This window comes from Roseateles sp. DB2 (assembly GCF_051857535.1).
Lineage (GTDB): Bacteria > Pseudomonadota > Gammaproteobacteria > Burkholderiales > Burkholderiaceae_C > Roseateles_B.
The window spans coordinates 51,952-67,042 of record NZ_JBPZGY010000009.1 but is presented as its reverse complement, the minus strand read 5'-3'; the positions used below and the strand labels follow the sequence as shown (position 1 = coordinate 67,042).

The following is a 15,091-nucleotide window of genomic DNA, read 5'->3' as shown; positions in this document are numbered from 1 at the left end:
TCACGCCTGTCCCTCCAGCTGCAGGCATACGCGGGTGCCCGGGCCGTCCTCGCACGGACTGAGCTGCAGGGAGGCGCGTTCACCGAAGAAGCCCTGCAGGCGGGCGCGGCTGTTGCCCAGGCCCAGTCCTTCTCGCCAGCCCTCGGTCAGGCCGACGCCCGTGTCTTCGATCAGCAGACGCCAGCCGCCCGCGGGCTGCTGTGCCAGCTGGATCAGCAGGTCGGCGCCGTTCAGCGTGGGGGCGATGCCGTGCTCCAGCGCGTTCTCCACCAGGCTCAGCACGATGCCCGGCGGCAGGCTGGCGGCCGAGGCGCAGTCGGCGTCGATGTCCAGCCGGTAGCGCAGGCGCTCGCCCCAACGGGCCTGCATCACGCCCAGGTAGGCCTGCACCAGCTGCAGCTCCTCTGCCAGGCTCACTTCGGGCCGCAGCATCAGCTCGGCCGAGCCGCGCAGGAAGCTGCTGAGCTGGCGCAGCAGGGGGCTGGCGCGGGTGTCGCCGGTGTCCACCCAGTGCTGGACGGCGGCAAGGGTGTTGAAGATGAAGTGAGGCTGGATCTGGGCCTGCAGCAGGCGCAGCCGCGCCTCGCTGGCCTCGCGCCTGGCCTGCTCCTGCTCGGCCCGGCTCTGGGCCAGGGTCAATTCCCGGGCCATGTGCTCGCGGCGCTGGCTGGCCGTCAGGATCACCACCAGCAGCAGCGCGAAGGCCAGCATCAAGGGCAATGGCATGCCGACCTTGGCGGCGACAAACATGCCGTGCAGCTGTTCGCGCCAGGGCAGGCCGTGGTCCACCGGGGCGCGGCGCAGGCCCTGCGTCATCCCGAAGGCGCCGGCAAGGAAACCGGTCAGGGTGCTGAGAATGACCGCGGGCCGGCCCGAGAACCACAGGGGGCGCAGCCAGGACAGCCCCATCAGCCCGAGGAATCCGCTGCTGAACCCCACCCAGGCCAGCAAGGCCAGCAGCAGGTTGCCCGTGTCCTGGACGATGCCTGCGAATATCCCCATGCCGCCGAACATGGCCCCGAGCACCGCACCCATGAGCTGAGAGTTGCGGCAGACGCTGTTCTCGTTGCGCAGGATGCGGCCCAGGGCCTGCGCGGCGTCGCTGCGCAGTGATGCATGCCAGGAGAGGGAGGAGGAGGGGGTAGCCATGGCGCGAGTATCTCTGCCGTGGCGCGGGTCGATCACCACGATGCGGCGAACGGCAGCCTGCCGCGGTGAATGGCGGCCCGCCCCGTTCGGCAGGGCTCAGCCCGCCAGCGTGCCGCCCACGAAGACCTTGAGCTCGCCGGGCTGGAAGGCCACCCAGGGCTCGTCGCGGGTCAGGGGTTCGGTGGCGATGATGGCGGCACGGTCCAGGGGCGAGGTGTGCTGCGACAGGTCCAGGCTCAGGTCCTCGTCCTGCAGGTGCACGCGCCCGAAGGGATGCTGGCGCAGCAGGTAGTGCAGCCTGGTCGAGCCATGCGCCCACAGGGCCTGGCCGTTGGAGAGCAGCATGTTGAAGGTGCCGTAGGCATTGAGCCGTGGCATGAGCTCGGCCAGGGTCAGGCTCAGTTCCTCGACGCTGGGCACGGTGCAGTGCGCCTTGGCCAACTCCTGCATCAGCCAGCAGAAGGCGCGCTCGCTGTCGGTGTCGCCCACCGGACGGAAGGCGGCGTGCAGGGACGGATGGAAGTCCTTCAAGTTGCCGTTGTGGGCGAAGACCCAGTAGCGGCCCCACAGCTCGCGCACGAAGGGATGGGTGTTCTCCAGCATGACCTGACCCTGCGTGGCCTTGCGGATGTGGGCGATGACGTTGTCGCTCTGGATCGGGTAGTGCCTGATGAAGCCGGCCAGGGGCGAGACGCGCGCGCTGTGGTGGTCCACGAAATGGCGCAGGCCGCGGCCCTCGAAGAAGGCGATGCCGAAGCCATCCTTGTGCTCCTCGGCCCGGGTGGCCAGGCCGGTGAAGCTGAACATCACGTCGGTCGGCACATTGCAGTTCATGCCCAGCAGCTGGCACATGGGAAAGGTCCTTGCTTACTCGAGGAACAGGCGTCTGAAGCCCTTGAGGCTGAGCAGATTGCCCGGGTTGCTGGTCTCGTTGAGCACGCCGCTCATGCGTCTCAGCAGGCGCGGGCTGCGCTTGGCGCGCCAGATCAGCAGGTCGGCCAGCCAGGGCGCCGCATTGATGCGGTTGGCACGCTCGTAGAGATCGTAGCGGGGCTTGAGCTGGTGCAGCACGGCTTCGTAGCGCTGGCGGGTGTCGTCGTCGTCCTGGCCCGCCAGCACGGCCTCGGCGGCGGCCATGCCCGTGGCCATGGCTTTGCCGATGCCTTCGCCGGTGAAGGAATAGGTGCTGCCGGCGGCCTCGCCGCTGACCAGCAGGCCCGGCCGCGTCCAGCGCGCGCCCTGCAGAGTGCAGCGCAGGGGCGCGCCCTTGAGTTCACCCTCCAGCTTGCCGTGGCGCATCAGTTCCGCCGCCGGTGGATAGTGCTGGCAGAAGGCGTCGAAGATGGCTCTCAGGTTGACGTCCTTCTTCTGCCCCTTGCCGGCGACGGCGCTGTGGCTGTCTGTCACGCCCACGCCAATGTTGAAGCGGCCCTGCGGTGCAGGAAAGATCCATCCATAGCCCGGCCGGACCTCGCGCGACCACACCACTTCCATGGTCTGGATGCGGCCGACCATGGCCGGCGCATGGACGTAGCCGCGCAAGGCCACGCCGCTGGGTGTGTGCCGCTCGCACATGCCGGCGGCAACCAGGGCCTTGGGTACGGCACCTGTGGCCAGGATGACCCAGCCGGCCCGTACTTCCATGCGCTCGCTGCCCCGCTGGAGCACCGCACCGCACACGCGGCCCTGCGCGTCCTCCAGCACCTGCTCGAAGCGGGCCTGCTCGAAGCGGGCGCCCGCGGCCAGGGCATGACGGGCCAGCAACTCGTCCAGGATCTGGCGGGGCAGCACGGCAAGTTCTCCGGGCACGTCGATGCGGCCGCCGCGCGGGCCGATGCAAGCCACCTCGCGGACCGGCTCGGCGCAGGCCATCACTGCTTCCAGCAGGCCCAGCTTCTGAAGAGCCTGGTGGGCATCGGGAATCAGGCCGTCGCCGCAGGTCTTGTCCCGTCCCAGGGGGTGCTGGTCGACCATCAGGACCTCGTGGCCGGCCTGTGCAAGCAGGCGGGCTGCTGCAGCGCCGGCCGGGCCGGCGCCGATCACGAGCACATCGACGCTCATCACGCCGACGGCGCTGGCGGGCATGGGCGGCGGAGGCACGGTGTCATCCGGCGAACGCGGCAGGGGCGGCAAGGGCGAGGTGTTCGTCATGGCAAGGGCAGTGTTGGCGGCGCGATTCTAGAGAGCGGCCAACCCCGATCAGCGCCACGCGACCTTGCGGCCGCTCATCGAATATGGCCAGGACCGCGCCTGGGAGATCTGTTGGCGCGCTGCAACAAAATGTGTTTCTGCGCGTCTGGCGCACCCCTCATCCACGGGGAAAAAGTCATCAAAAATTGCTATTTCGCCGCAAATATCGCCCTTCTGTTCATTTGTCGGATCGCTTGGAAGATTCGATGGTGGAAACCCTAGCAGTCCCCCAAAGGTGGGTCGTAAAAAATTCGGGGTCCCTCCGCGAGCGCGCACCCGCGCCGTGAGAAGGTTCAGTGGAGGTGGGCCATCAGCCTGCTTCTTTCATACACAGACTTCCGATTCCCGAGGAGAAGGAATGTTCAAGAAAACTGCCGTTGCCAAGGCCATGGTGCTGGGTTTTGGCCTGGGCGCTGCGTTGGGCGTGGCTCAAGCACAGGAACAGCTGGAGCGCGTCGAGATCACCGGTTCGGCGATCAAGCGCACCAATGCCGAAGGCCCGTCTCCCGTTGAGATCGTGACCCGCAAGCAGATCGAGCGCACGGGCGCCACCTCTGTGAACGAGTTGCTGCGCTCCATCCCCTCGATCGACATCTTCGACCAGGGCGAGCTGGCCTCCAACTCGCCGGCCGGTTCCGGTACCGCCAACGTGCGTCTGCGTGGCCTGTCCAGCAGCGAAACCCTGGTGCTGCTGAATGGCCGTCGCCTGCCCGTCAACGCCCTGTACGATTCGTCGGGTGCCGGCGCAGCCTTCGACATCAACTCGCTGCCCATCGGCGCGATCGAGCAAGTCCAGATCCTGAAGGACGGCGGCTCGGCCATCTATGGCGCTGACGCCATCGGCGGTGTGGTGAACTTCATCACCAAGACCGACTACCAAGGCATCGAAGCCAACCTGAGCACCGGCCAGAGCAGCCGCAGCGATGGCAAGGAAACCCGCTTCGGCGCTTCCGCCGGCTTTGGCGACCTGAACAAGGACCGCTTCAACATTCTGGTGGGCCTGGACTACCTGAAGCGCGACCCGATCTACCGCAAGGACCGCGACATCTCCAGCTCGGTGGACTTCCGTCGCTTTGGCGGCAATGACGCCCGCAGCTCGTTCTCGCCCTTCGGCAACGTCATCGATCCCAACAGCGGCGCTCTGGTGGGCGTGCCCTATTCGGCCTGCCCGGCTGAAAGCCTGAACGGGACGGTCTGCCGCTACGACTTCAACAAGAGCATCCTGACGGCCTACAACGGTGCCGACCGTCTGAGCGCGATGGCCATTGCCTCGTACCAGATCAACCCGGACACCCGCGCCTTCGCGGAAGTGACCTACTCGACCTCCAAGGACCACTTCGAGGCCCACCCGGTGCCCGACTACTTCGTGGTGCCCATCACCAACGCGGCGCAGCGTCCTTACGAGATCCCGGCTGACTTTGGCCTGGGCGCCGACAAGGTCTACATCGCCGGCCGCTTCATGCAAGGTGGCCCCCGCATCACCGACCGCAAGGCCGACTTCATCAACGCCGCCGCCGGCGTGGAAGGCAGCTTCGGCACCTATGACTGGAAGGTCAATGTGTCGCGCGGCGAGAGCAAGGTGGTCAACACCGACCACAACTACTACGACGCCACCAAGTGGGGCCCGGCCACCGAGAGCGGCAAGCTGAACCCGACGGTCAACACCAATGACCCGGCCTTCGTGGACAGCCTGAAGGTCAACCCGGTTCGCACTGGCAAGTCCGTCCTGACCAGCTTCAACGCCCTGCTCAGCGGTGACGTCACCAAGCTGCCCGCCGGCATGATGAAGTTCGCCGTGGGCGTCAACTTGAACCGTGAAACCCTGGTTGATACCCCCGACCTGCTGACGCAAGCCGGCAAGGTGGTGGGCTCGATCAAGCAGGCTCCCGTGGATGCTGCCCGCACCTACAAGGCCGTGTTCAGCGAGCTGTCCATCCCCGTGCTGAAGAGCCTGGAAGCCCAGGCCGCGCTGCGCTACGACAAGTACCCCAACGCCAGCTCCAGCAGCCCCAAGATCGGCCTGAAGTGGACGGCCACCCCGACCTTCGCCCTGCGTGGCTCCTACTCCGGCAGCTTCCGCGCTCCCGTGCTGAAGCAGCTGTTCGGTGCCCAGGAAGAAGGCGCGGTGACCATCACCGATCCGGATCAGTGCAAGATCCTGGGCGTGCCGCTGGACGCTCAGGGCAAGTGCCTGGTGTCGGCCTATCAGGTCAATGGTTCCAACCCCGACCTGCAGCCTGAGAAGGGCAAGACCTTCAACGTGGGCGGCGTGTTCGAGCTGAGCAAGAGCTTCAGCGCCAGCGTCGACTGGTGGAAGATCAAGAAGACCAACGACATCAGCACCCCCACGCTGGCGTCGTCCATCGAAGCTGGCCGCTTCACCAAGGTGGGTCCGCGCTTCAACATCTTCACCAACCTGCAGAACTTCGCCCAGCGCGAGACCTCGGGTGTGGACGTGGATGCCCGCTGGCGCCTCAACGGCACCATCCTGGGCAATGTGTCGGTGCGTGAACTGCTGACCTACTACTCGACCAACAAGACCCGTGGCAGCGACGACGGCGAGTGGTCCGAGTACGTGGGCACCTACAACACGCCGCGCTTCCGCAACAGCGTCAACGTCTCGGTCGAGAACGGCCCGTGGACCTATGGCGTGACCTGGAAGACCGTGGGCGGTTTCTACGATACCGACAAGCCCTTCCCCATCAAGCCCAACACCGGCTATGTGGGCACCTACGAAGAGGCTGATGCACTGCTGCAGTACTCCGGTTTCAAGAACCTGGAGCTGAGCGTGGGCGTCAAGAACCTGTTCGACCGCATGCCGCCGCTGAGCCTGACCAATGCGTCGAGCAACAGCTACACGCAGATGGGCTTCGCCGAGATCTACTCGAACCGCGGCCGCTACATCTACGTGAGCGGCAAGTACACCTTCCGTTGATCGACCACGATTGACGTAAGGTCCCAAGGCGCCTTTGCGGGCGCCTTTTTCATTCAGATCAGGGCCGTGGACCCGGCAGCAGCGCCTGCTGCCGGCCGCGAGCCCGACATAGGAGGTTTCATGTCAGGAGAACACATGTCCATGCAGCGTCGCAGCCTGCTGGGCGCTGCGATGGCCGCACCGCTGATGAGTGTGCCGGCCTGGGCGCAAGGGACGCCCGCCCCCATTCCCATGGCGGACTTCTTCAAGTCTGCCGCCCTGATGCAGCCGCGCCTGTCGCCTACCGGCAAGTTCATGGCCGCGCTGCGCGAGGTCAAGGGCCGCTGGAACATCGTGGTGGTGGACCTGGCCACCCGCAAGGCCACCATCATCACCAACTTCACCGACGGTGACGTCACCGACCTGCGCTGGATCACCGACGAGCGCCTGCTCTTCTCCATCCACGACCAGGAACGCGGCAGCGGCGACCAGATCGCCTCGGGCCTCTTCGCCATCAACCGCGACGCCAGCGATTTCAAGCAGCTGTCCGAGCGCGCTTTCCTGTCCGATGGCCAGAAGCTGCTGCCCGCCAGCGCCGACTTCCTGCGCACCGTGTTCGAGAACGGCAAGCCGACCAACGAAGTGCTGGTCACCGTCGGCTCGCGCCAGGCCAAGGGCAAGGTCAGCTCCAATATCTATCGCCTGAACACCATCACCGGTCGCCACAGCATCGTCAGCCTGGGTGGCCCTGGCGATGTGATCCATTGGGTGCTGGACACCCGCCTGGTGCCCCGTGCGGCCGTGTCCCGTTCGGAAGACTCGCTCACCCTGCACGTGCGCGACAGCGCTGACGCGCCCTGGCGTGCCGTGTACAGCTACAACCAGCTGGATGTGGCGCAGACCCTCAATCCGCTGAGCTTCGATGCCGAGGGCAATCTGTACGTGTCGGCCTACGCCGGCAACGACAACCTGGGCATCTATCGCTTCGACCTGAAGTCCGGGCAGCTCGACAAGGAGCCGGTGGCCGCCATCAAGGGCTATGACCTGGACGGTGGCCTGATGATGTCGCCGGACGGCAACCGTCTGATCGGCGTGAGCTACGAGGCAGCGCGCCCCGGCACCTACTGGATCGACGAGAAGATGGTCGCCATCCAGGCGGCGGTCGACAAGCAGCTGCCGGGCCAGCACAACATGATCCAGCTGCGCGGCCCGGAAGATGCCCGCGTGGCCCTGATCCTGTCGAGCTCCGATCGTGACCCGGGCAGCTTCTATCTGTTCGATCTGAAGTCGGGCAGCTTCGAAGGCATCGGCCGCGCCAAGCCCTGGATCAATCCTTCGCAGATGCGTCCGACCACCTTCTTCCGCTACCCGGCGCGCGACGGTCTGAGCATCCCGGGCCAGCTGACGCTGCCGGCCGGCGAGGGCAAGTTCCCGCTGATCGTGCTGCACTACGGCGGTCCGTGGGTGCGTCCCATCCACTGGGGCTTCGATGCCCGCGTGCAGTTCCTGGTGTCGCGGGGCTACGCCGTCTTCATGCCGGCACCGCGCGCCTCCACCGGCTTCGGCATCAAGCTCTACAAGGCCGGCTGGAAGCAGTGGGGCCTGGGCATGCAGGACGACGTGGCTGACGGCGTGAAGTACCTGATCGAGCAGGGCAAGATCGACAGCAGCCGCGTCTGCATCATGGGCGCCTCCTATGGTGGCTACATGACCATGATGGGCCTCGTGAAGGAGCCCAAGCTCTACAAGTGCGGCATCAACTGGGTGGGCGTGACCGACCCCAACTTCATGTTCACCGTCACCTGGGCCGACTTCAACCGTTTCGGCGGCCCGGACACCACGCTGCGCGTGCTGATCGGCGATCCGGAGAAGGACGCCGAGCAGTTCAAGCAGACCTCGGCCGTGCACCGCGCCGCCGAGATCAAGCAGCCGGTGTTGATGGCCTACGGCGGCCTGGACGTGCGGGTGCCGCTGATCAACGGTGAGAAGATGCTGGCGGCCCTTCGTCCGCATAACCCCAATGTGGAGTGGGTGGTGTATCCGGACGAGGCCCACAGCGGCTGGCGGACGGATACCACGATGGACTTCTTTGGCCGCGTCGAGAAATTCCTGGCCAAGAACCTCTGATCCGGCACGCCGTGCCAAAGCAAAGGGCGACCCGAGGGTCGCCCTTTTTCATGGCGCCGGGCCCATGCTGCGGCCCGGCGGCAAGGCTCAGGCCTGGCCGGCCTTGACCTTCAGGCGCCAGGCGTGCAGCAGGGGCTCGGTGTAGCCGCTGGGCTGCGCCTTGCCCTTGAAGACCAGGTCCAGCGCGGCCTGGAAGGCGGCGCCCTGCGGATGCGCGGCCAGGGACTTGTAGGCAGGATCGCCGGCGTTCTGCTGGTCCACCACGGCGGCCATACGGGCGAAGGTCTCGCGCACCTGGGCCTCGCTCACCACGCCATGGTGCAGCCAGTTGGCGATGTGCTGGCTGGAGATGCGCAGCGTGGCGCGGTCTTCCATGAGCCCGACGTTGTGGATGTCCGGCACCTTGGAGCAGCCCACGCCCTGGTCCACCCAGCGCACCACATAGCCCAGGATGCCCTGGACGTTGTTGTCCAGCTCCTGCTGGCGCTCGGCGGCGCTCCAGTTCGCCTGGGCGGCTACGGGGATGGTCAGCAGCTTCTCCAGGATGCCGGCGCGCTCGGCGGCCTCGTCGGTCTTCTCCAGCGCCTGCTGCACCGCCGCGACGCTGACCTGGTGGTAGTGAAGGGCATGCAGGGTGGCGGCGGTGGGGCTGGGCACCCAGGCAGTGTTGGCGCCGGCCTTGGGGTGGCCGATCTTCTGCTCCAGCATGGCCGCCATCAGGTCCGGCATGGCCCACATGCCCTTGCCGATCTGGGCACGGCCGCGCAGGCCGCAGGCCAGGCCCACCAGCACGTTGCTGCGCTCATAGGCCTGGATCCAGGCGCTGGTCTTCATGTCGCCCTTGCGCAGCATGGGGCCGGCCAGCATGGCGGTGTGCATCTCGTCGCCGGTGCGGTCCAGGAAGCCGGTGTTGATGAAGGCCACGCGGCTGGCGGCCGCGGCGATGCAGGCCTTGAGGTTGACCGAGGTGCGGCGCTCCTCGTCCATGATGCCCAGCTTGACGGTGCTGTCGGGCAGGCCCAGCAACTGCTCGACGCGGCCGAAGAGCTCATTGGCAAAACCCACCTCGGCCGGCCCGTGCATCTTGGGCTTGACGATGTAGATGGAGCCGCGGCGCGAGTTGCGCAGGCCGCTGCCGGAGAGCTGCTTCAGGTCATGCAGGGCAATGGCGGTGGTGATGACCGCGTCCATGATGCCCTCGGGGATCTCCTTGCCGCCGTCCCAGAGGATGGCCGGGTTGGTCATCAGGTGGCCCACATTGCGCACGAACATCAGCGAGCGGCCATGCAGCACCAGCTCGCCGCCCGTGGGTGCGGTGTAGCGGCGGTCGGCGTTGAGGCGGCGCACGAAGGTCTTGCCGCCCTTGGCGACTTCCTCGGTCAGCGTGCCACGCTGGATGCCCAGCCAGTTGCGGTAGGCCAGCAGCTTGTCTTCGGCGTCCACGGCGGCCACGGAGTCTTCGAGGTCCAGGATGGTGGACAGGGCGGCTTCCATCACCACGTCGGCGATGCCTGCGGCGTCGGTCTTGCCGATGGCGGTGCTGCGGTCGATCTGGATGTCCAGGTGCAGACCGTGGTGGACCAGCAGCACGCTGCTCGGCGCCGCGGCCTCGCCCTGGTAGCCGGCGAACTGTGCCGCGTCCTGCAGGCCGGTGCTGCTGCCATTGGAGAGGCTCACCACCAGGCGGCCGTTCTCGACGCGGTAGCCGGTGGCGTCCTTGTGCGAGGCGCCGGCCAGCGGGGCGGCCTGGTCCAGCACCTGGCGGGCGAAGGCGATCACCTTGGCGCCGCGCACCGGGTTGTAGGCGCCGACGCGCTCGGCGCCGTCGGTCTCGGGGATGGCGTCCGTGCCGTAGAGCGCGTCATAGAGCGAGCCCCAGCGCGCATTGGCCGCGTTCAGCGCATAGCGGGCATTGAGGATGGGCACCACCAACTGCGGGCCGGCCTGGGTGGCCAGCTCGGCGTCGACGTTGGCGGTGGTGGCCTGCACCTGCTCCGGCACGGGCACGAGGTAGCCCAACTGCTCCAGGAAGGCCTGGTAGGCGGGCATGTCGGTGATGGGGCCGGGGTGGGCGCTGTGCCACTGGTCCATCTCGGTCTGGATGCGGTCGCGCTCGGCCAGCAGGGCGGCGTTCTTGGGCGCCAGCTCATGCACGAGGGTGTCGAAGCCGGCCCAGAAGGCCTCGCGGTCCACGCCGGTGCCGGGCAGGACCTCCTGGTCGATGAAGGCAGCCAGGCGGCTGTCGACCTGCAGGCGGTGGAGGGAAGTGCGTGCGTTCATGGCAAACCTCGTGAAGGCAAGGGGATGGAATCAGGAAACGGAATCGGGAAAGAGCGCCAGCACCCCGCGCAGGGAGCTGGCCTCGTGATGCGGCGCCGGGCCGAGCTGCTCGCGCGGCAGGCCTTGGCGGTTGACCCACAGCGTGGTGTAGCCGTACCAGGTGGCGCCCAGGGCGTCCCAGGCATTGCTGGAGACGAAGAGGATCTCGCGCGCCGGCAGGCCCAGGGCGGCGGGGCCCAGGGCATAGGCGGCGGGGTCAGTCTTGTAGCGGCCGGTCTCGTGCACGCTGAGCACCGGGTCCAGCCACGGCGTGAGGCCCGCGCTCTGCACGGCGATCTGCAGCATGCCGGGGTCGCCATTGCTGAGGATGCCGGCGCGCACGCCGCGGGCCTGCAGCTGCTGCAGCACCTCGCGGTTCTCGGGGAAGGCGCTGAGGTGGCGGTACTGGTTCATCAGCCGCTCTTCGCCTGCGGGGCCGGGTGCGAGCTTCAGGCTGAGGCAGGCATGGCGCAACGCGGCGCGGGTGAGGTCCCAGAAGGGCTGGTACTGGCCGCTCATGGAGCACAGGCGGCTGTACTCGATCTGCTTGTCCCGCCAGCGCTGGGAGAGCAACTGGCCCTGGCCGGGAAAGAGCTGCTCGGCCATCAGCGCGACGCTGTGCACGTCAAAGAGCGTGCCATAGGCATCGAAGAGCACGGCGCGGACAGGGGGGCGGGTCATGTTGCCAATTTAGGGCCAAAAGGTCGTCTGATTGCTGCGCTGCACACCAGGAGATTCGTGATCAAAACGCAAAGATCTGGCGATTCATGGCGCTGATTCCACTTTGAGAAACATCTTTTCATTGAGTGAAATGAGGATTGCAACCTTACATAGGTGTAAATCCAACAATTTCAGATCCATTGCCATCTTTTCAAAGCTGCGGGCGCAGAATGTGACGCATGGACCGGCTCAAACAGATCGAATCCTTTGTCGCCGTGGCGACCAAGGGCAGCCTTACCGCCGCCGCGCAGGCGGAAGGTGTGGCGCCTGCGGTCATGGGGCGGCGCATCGACGCCCTGGAGGCTCGCCTGGGCGTGAAGCTCCTGCTGCGCACGACGCGGCGGCTCTCGCTGACACATGAAGGCACGGCGTTCCTGGAGGATTGCCAGCGCCTGCTGGTGGACTTCGCCAATGCGGAGGCCAGTGTCAGCGCGGGCGGCATCAAGGCCAGCGGCCACCTGCGCATCACGGCGCCGGCCGGTTTCGGCCGCCGCCATGTGGCGCCCCTGGTGCCGGACTTCCTGGCCCAGCATCCGGACGTGTCCCTGTCCCTGAACCTCTCGGACCGCGTGGTGGACATCGTGCACGAGGGCTTCGACTGCGCCGTGCGCGTGGGCGACCTGGCTGACTCCAGCCTGGTCAGCATGCGCCTCGCGGACAACCGCCGCCTGTGCGTGGGGGCGCCCGGCTACCTGAAGCGCGCCGGCATCCCGCAGCATCCGGACGAGCTGTCCCGCCATGCCTGCCTGGTGCTGAGCTCTGATGCCAGCCAGTCGCGCGGCTGGGCCTTCACCGTGGACGGGCAGCTGCAGCACATACGCCCCGTGGGCCGGCTGGACTGCAGCGATGGGCAGGTGCTGCACGACTGGTGCCTGGCCGGCCTGGGACTGGCTTGGCGCAGCACCTGGGAGGTGGAGGCGGACGTCGCCGCAGGTCGCCTGGTCTCGGTGCTGGACGACTTCGCCGCGCCGCCGAATGGCATCTACGCCCTGATCCCGCAGCGCAAGCACTTGCCGCTGCGGGTGCGGTTGTGGATCGACTTCCTCAAACACCACTACGGCAGCACGGAGTACTGGCAGCGCCAGGGTGCTGCGTCTGAGGCACACTCCGCCTGAATTTTCCGCAGGCATTGCAATTCAGGGAGTGCGTCGATGGTGCTTGAGACCGGCCTGGCCATCTTTCATTGGCTGTCCATCCTGACCCTGGTGGTTTTCATCAGCAGCGAGGCGGCGCTGTGCCGCGTCGAGTGGCTCAATGCTGCGGTGGTGAAGCGCCTGCAGCGGGTGGACCTCATCTACGGCATCGCCGCGGTGGCGGTGCTGGCCTCGGGCCTGCTGCGCGCCTATCTGGGCATCAAGGGCTCGGCCTGGTACTGGGGCCAGCCCCTGCTGCATGCCAAGCTGACGCTGTTCGTGATCGTGGGCCTGATGTCCATCAAGCCCACGCTGACCTTCCGCCGCTGGGGCCGGCAGTTGGCCGCGGAAGGGCGTCTTCCCGAGGCCGCGGAAATTGCCGCCACGCGCAGGCTGGTGATGATCCAGGCGCACCTGATCCTGGTCTTCCCCATCCTCGGGGCCTTGCTGGCGCGAGGCGTGCTGACCCGCTGAAGGGGCGCGCCTGGAAGAACCAAGGCCCGCTCGAGGCGGGCCTTGGCATGTCAGCGCAGGAGCGGGGGTCAGCCCTTGGCGGCGTCCGCCGCACACTTCTTGACGAAGCTGTTCTTGGCGGCGCCTGCCAGTTTCTTCTCTGCGGCCTTGGCCTCGCAGGCGGCGGCCGGATCGGGCTTGGCTTCTGAGGCAGCACCACCGGCGGCATCGGCAGTGCACTTCTTCAGGAAGCTGGTCTTGGCAGCGCCGGCCAGCTTCTTCTCGGCCGCCCGGGTATCGCAGCCATTGGCGGCGCCAGCGTCGGCATTGCATTTCTTCAGGAAGCTGGTCTTGGCCGCACCGGCCAGCTTCTTCTCGGTGGCCTGCTCGTCACAGCTGGCGGCCAGGGCCGAGAAATGGGCGGCGCCCAGCACGAAGCTCAGGGCCAGGAGGGAAAGGGACTTCTTCATGGTGGAACTGCCTTTGATGGTGGACTACGGGTACAGCACTGCGAACTGCGGGGAACGGCTGTCGTGAGGGCACTGGGGTCAGGTCTTGCCTGAGGGCGCCGTGGGGATTCAATGCATGGGGCGGGCTCGCGGTTGACCTCGCTCAGAGAATCCGCCGCGGATGGGCGATGGCCTCATGCGCCGCATGCAGACGCCGCACCAGGACCTGGATGAAGGCCCGGTCGAAGCGGTGCTGGCACTCTGGGCTCAGCAGGGCCAGGGACTCGGGGGTGAAGGAGATCGTGGTGCAGACCTGTGTCACGCGGATGTCGGTGCTGTGCCGGCGCAGCTCGGGATTGGGCGCGAGGTAGGCCATCTCGCCCACGGACGTGCCGGTGCCCAGGGTCGCGACCTGCTGGCCGTCGCGGAAGACCTCCACCTCGCCCGCGGCGATGATGTGGAAGCTGTTGCCCTCCTGGCCCTTCTTGTAGAGCGCATGGCCCTCGGGGTAGCGGCGCCACTTGGCACGGTGCACCACCTCCCACAGCTCCACGTCCCCGAAGCCGGCGAAGAACTCCAGGCTGCGCGCCAGGTTGAAGCGCTCGGAATCCTTGACCTCGTACAGCCGCGCCAACGGCACCAGTTGCTTCGCCACCAACTGGGACAGCGCGGTGGCGAAGCTGTCCCAGTCCGGGAAGCGTTCGGCCGGGTGCTTGGCCAGGGCTTTCTGGATGACGGCGTCCAGCTCGGGCGTCACCCCGCCGCGCAGGTCGGTCAGGGGCTGCGGCGTCTGGTGGTAGATCTGGTGCATCAGCGCCATCTGGTTGGGCGCGTCGAAGGGCGGGCGGCCTGCGATCAGGTGGTAGAGCACGGCGCCCAGGGCGTAGATGTCGGCCTGGCAGCCGACGTCGCCGCCCTCGATCTGCTCAGGCGGCATGTAGGCCAGGGAGCCGACGCGGTGGATCTGGGTCTGGTCGGCGTTGAGGTTCAGGGCGCTGCCGAAGTCGCTGACCTTGACGTCCGTTACCTGGCCCTGGGCGTCCAGCACGGCCAGCAGATTGGCCGGCTTGACGTCGCGGTGGATGACGCCCTGGCGAAACACATAGCCCAGGGCCATGGCGCACTTGAAGCCCAGCTCCACGATCTGGTCCAGGGGCAGCAGGCGGTCGCTGCGGCAGAAGCTTTTGAGAGTGACGCCGGGCACGTACTCCATCACGAGGAAGGGCGCGTCGGCGTCGGGGACGGCATCCAGGATCTGGACCACGTTGGGGTGCTGCAGCCGCCCCGCCAGTGCGGCCTCGGCGGCGAAGAAGCGCCAGCTGATCTGCCCTTCGGCGGACTCGGGCTGCTGGCTGGCCCAGGCGCGCTGGCGCTTGATGGCCACCTCCAGGTCGCGGAATTCGTCCAGAGCCAGGAAGACATCGCTGGTGGCGCCCTCGCCCAGCTGCCGCAGCACCTTGTACTTGCCGATGTAGGCGGGCAGGTCCCGCGCGGAGATCGGGCCCAGGGCATCCGAGCCGGCGGACGGCAGGGAACCGGCGAGGGTGCGGGAGTCAATGCTCATGACGGCACGTATCGTGCCCCAGGCCCCCGGACGAGGCAAGACCGTGAACAGGCAGTAACAGGCCTCGGCAACA

Annotated in this window: 11 protein-coding genes; 4 read left to right on the top strand and 7 right to left on the bottom strand. The window is 67.1% G+C overall.

Annotated features, from left to right (window positions below; translation table 11 throughout):
- The 3 genes from ACS5PK_RS14750 to ACS5PK_RS14740 form a co-directional block, all read right to left on the bottom strand.
- Complete coding sequence (locus tag ACS5PK_RS14750; RefSeq protein WP_439441015.1) at nt 1-1,149, bottom strand: sensor histidine kinase; 1,149 nt, start codon at nt 1,147-1,149, stop codon at nt 1-3.
- A gap of 96 nt (nt 1,150-1,245) precedes the next feature.
- Complete coding sequence (locus ACS5PK_RS14745; RefSeq protein WP_439441014.1) at nt 1,246-2,001, bottom strand: class II glutamine amidotransferase; 756 nt, start codon at nt 1,999-2,001, stop codon at nt 1,246-1,248.
- 15 nt (nt 2,002-2,016) lie between these two features.
- Nucleotides 2,017-3,300, bottom strand: coding sequence for an NAD(P)/FAD-dependent oxidoreductase (locus ACS5PK_RS14740; protein ID WP_439441013.1), 1,284 nt, complete (start codon nt 3,298-3,300; stop codon nt 2,017-2,019).
- A 397-nt stretch (nt 3,301-3,697) separates the two neighbouring features.
- On the opposite strand from ACS5PK_RS14740, the gene ACS5PK_RS14735 reads away from it, so the two are divergent.
- Both ACS5PK_RS14735 and ACS5PK_RS14730 read left to right on the top strand, forming a co-directional pair.
- On the top strand, nt 3,698-6,274 hold the full coding sequence (locus ACS5PK_RS14735; RefSeq protein ID WP_439441012.1) for a TonB-dependent receptor plug domain-containing protein: 2,577 nt from the start codon (nt 3,698-3,700) through the stop codon (nt 6,272-6,274).
- A gap of 135 nt (nt 6,275-6,409) precedes the next feature.
- Nucleotides 6,410-8,380 carry a prolyl oligopeptidase family serine peptidase gene (locus tag ACS5PK_RS14730; protein WP_439441011.1) on the top strand — a complete coding sequence of 657 codons (1,971 nt, stop codon included), beginning with the start codon at nt 6,410-6,412 and terminating at the stop codon, nt 8,378-8,380.
- Between the two features lie 87 nt (nt 8,381-8,467).
- Here ACS5PK_RS14730 and ACS5PK_RS14725 read toward each other — a convergent pair whose 3' ends face one another.
- Both ACS5PK_RS14725 and ACS5PK_RS14720 read right to left on the bottom strand, forming a co-directional pair.
- A complete protein-coding gene (locus tag ACS5PK_RS14725) occupies nt 8,468-10,660 on the bottom strand; it encodes a malate synthase G (RefSeq protein ID WP_439441010.1) in 2,193 nt (730 codons plus the stop codon).
- Nucleotides 10,661-10,690: 30 nt separating this feature from the next.
- The gene (locus ACS5PK_RS14720) at nt 10,691-11,380 is read right to left on the bottom strand and encodes a haloacid dehalogenase type II (protein ID WP_439441009.1); all 690 of its coding nucleotides are present in this window, start codon (nt 11,378-11,380) and stop codon (nt 10,691-10,693) included.
- Nucleotides 11,381-11,598: 218 nt separating this feature from the next.
- Between ACS5PK_RS14720 and ACS5PK_RS14715 the strand changes: the two genes are divergently transcribed.
- Nucleotides 11,599-12,534: a LysR family transcriptional regulator gene (locus ACS5PK_RS14715; RefSeq protein WP_439441008.1), complete on the top strand. Its 936-nt coding sequence runs from the start codon at nt 11,599-11,601 to the stop codon at nt 12,532-12,534.
- Nucleotides 12,535-12,570: 36 nt separating this feature from the next.
- On the top strand, nt 12,571-13,026 hold the full coding sequence (locus ACS5PK_RS14710) for a DUF2214 family protein (protein WP_439441007.1): 456 nt from the start codon (nt 12,571-12,573) through the stop codon (nt 13,024-13,026).
- A 68-nt stretch (nt 13,027-13,094) separates the two neighbouring features.
- Here the strand turns inward: ACS5PK_RS14710 and ACS5PK_RS14705 are convergent, their stop codons facing one another.
- Both ACS5PK_RS14705 and ACS5PK_RS14700 read right to left on the bottom strand, forming a co-directional pair.
- Nucleotides 13,095-13,475 carry a hypothetical protein gene (locus ACS5PK_RS14705; protein ID WP_439441006.1) on the bottom strand — a complete coding sequence of 127 codons (381 nt, stop codon included), beginning with the start codon at nt 13,473-13,475 and terminating at the stop codon, nt 13,095-13,097.
- A 142-nt stretch (nt 13,476-13,617) separates the two neighbouring features.
- The gene (locus tag ACS5PK_RS14700; RefSeq protein ID WP_439441005.1) at nt 13,618-15,018 is read right to left on the bottom strand and encodes a serine/threonine-protein kinase; all 1,401 of its coding nucleotides are present in this window, start codon (nt 15,016-15,018) and stop codon (nt 13,618-13,620) included.
- Nucleotides 15,019-15,091 lie beyond the last annotated feature (73 nt).

Excerpts from the sequence above, each read along its gene's own strand:
- ACS5PK_RS14750 (WP_439441015.1), bottom strand. The coding sequence starts at position 1,149 with ATGGCTACCCCCTCCTCCTCCCTCTCCTGGCATGCATCACTGCGCAGC.
- ACS5PK_RS14745 (WP_439441014.1), bottom strand. The coding sequence starts at position 2,001 with ATGTGCCAGCTGCTGGGCATGAACTGCAATGTGCCGACCGACGTGATG.
- ACS5PK_RS14740 (WP_439441013.1), bottom strand. The coding sequence starts at position 3,300 with ATGACGAACACCTCGCCCTTGCCGCCCCTGCCGCGTTCGCCGGATGAC.
- ACS5PK_RS14735 (WP_439441012.1), top strand. The coding sequence starts at position 3,698 with ATGTTCAAGAAAACTGCCGTTGCCAAGGCCATGGTGCTGGGTTTTGGC.
- ACS5PK_RS14730 (WP_439441011.1), top strand. The coding sequence starts at position 6,410 with ATGTCCATGCAGCGTCGCAGCCTGCTGGGCGCTGCGATGGCCGCACCG.
- ACS5PK_RS14725 (WP_439441010.1), bottom strand. The coding sequence starts at position 10,660 with ATGAACGCACGCACTTCCCTCCACCGCCTGCAGGTCGACAGCCGCCTG.
- ACS5PK_RS14720 (WP_439441009.1), bottom strand. The coding sequence starts at position 11,380 with ATGACCCGCCCCCCTGTCCGCGCCGTGCTCTTCGATGCCTATGGCACG.
- ACS5PK_RS14715 (WP_439441008.1), top strand. The coding sequence starts at position 11,599 with ATGGACCGGCTCAAACAGATCGAATCCTTTGTCGCCGTGGCGACCAAG.
- ACS5PK_RS14710 (WP_439441007.1), top strand. The coding sequence starts at position 12,571 with ATGGTGCTTGAGACCGGCCTGGCCATCTTTCATTGGCTGTCCATCCTG.
- ACS5PK_RS14705 (WP_439441006.1), bottom strand. The coding sequence starts at position 13,475 with ATGAAGAAGTCCCTTTCCCTCCTGGCCCTGAGCTTCGTGCTGGGCGCC.
- ACS5PK_RS14700 (WP_439441005.1), bottom strand. The coding sequence starts at position 15,018 with ATGAGCATTGACTCCCGCACCCTCGCCGGTTCCCTGCCGTCCGCCGGC.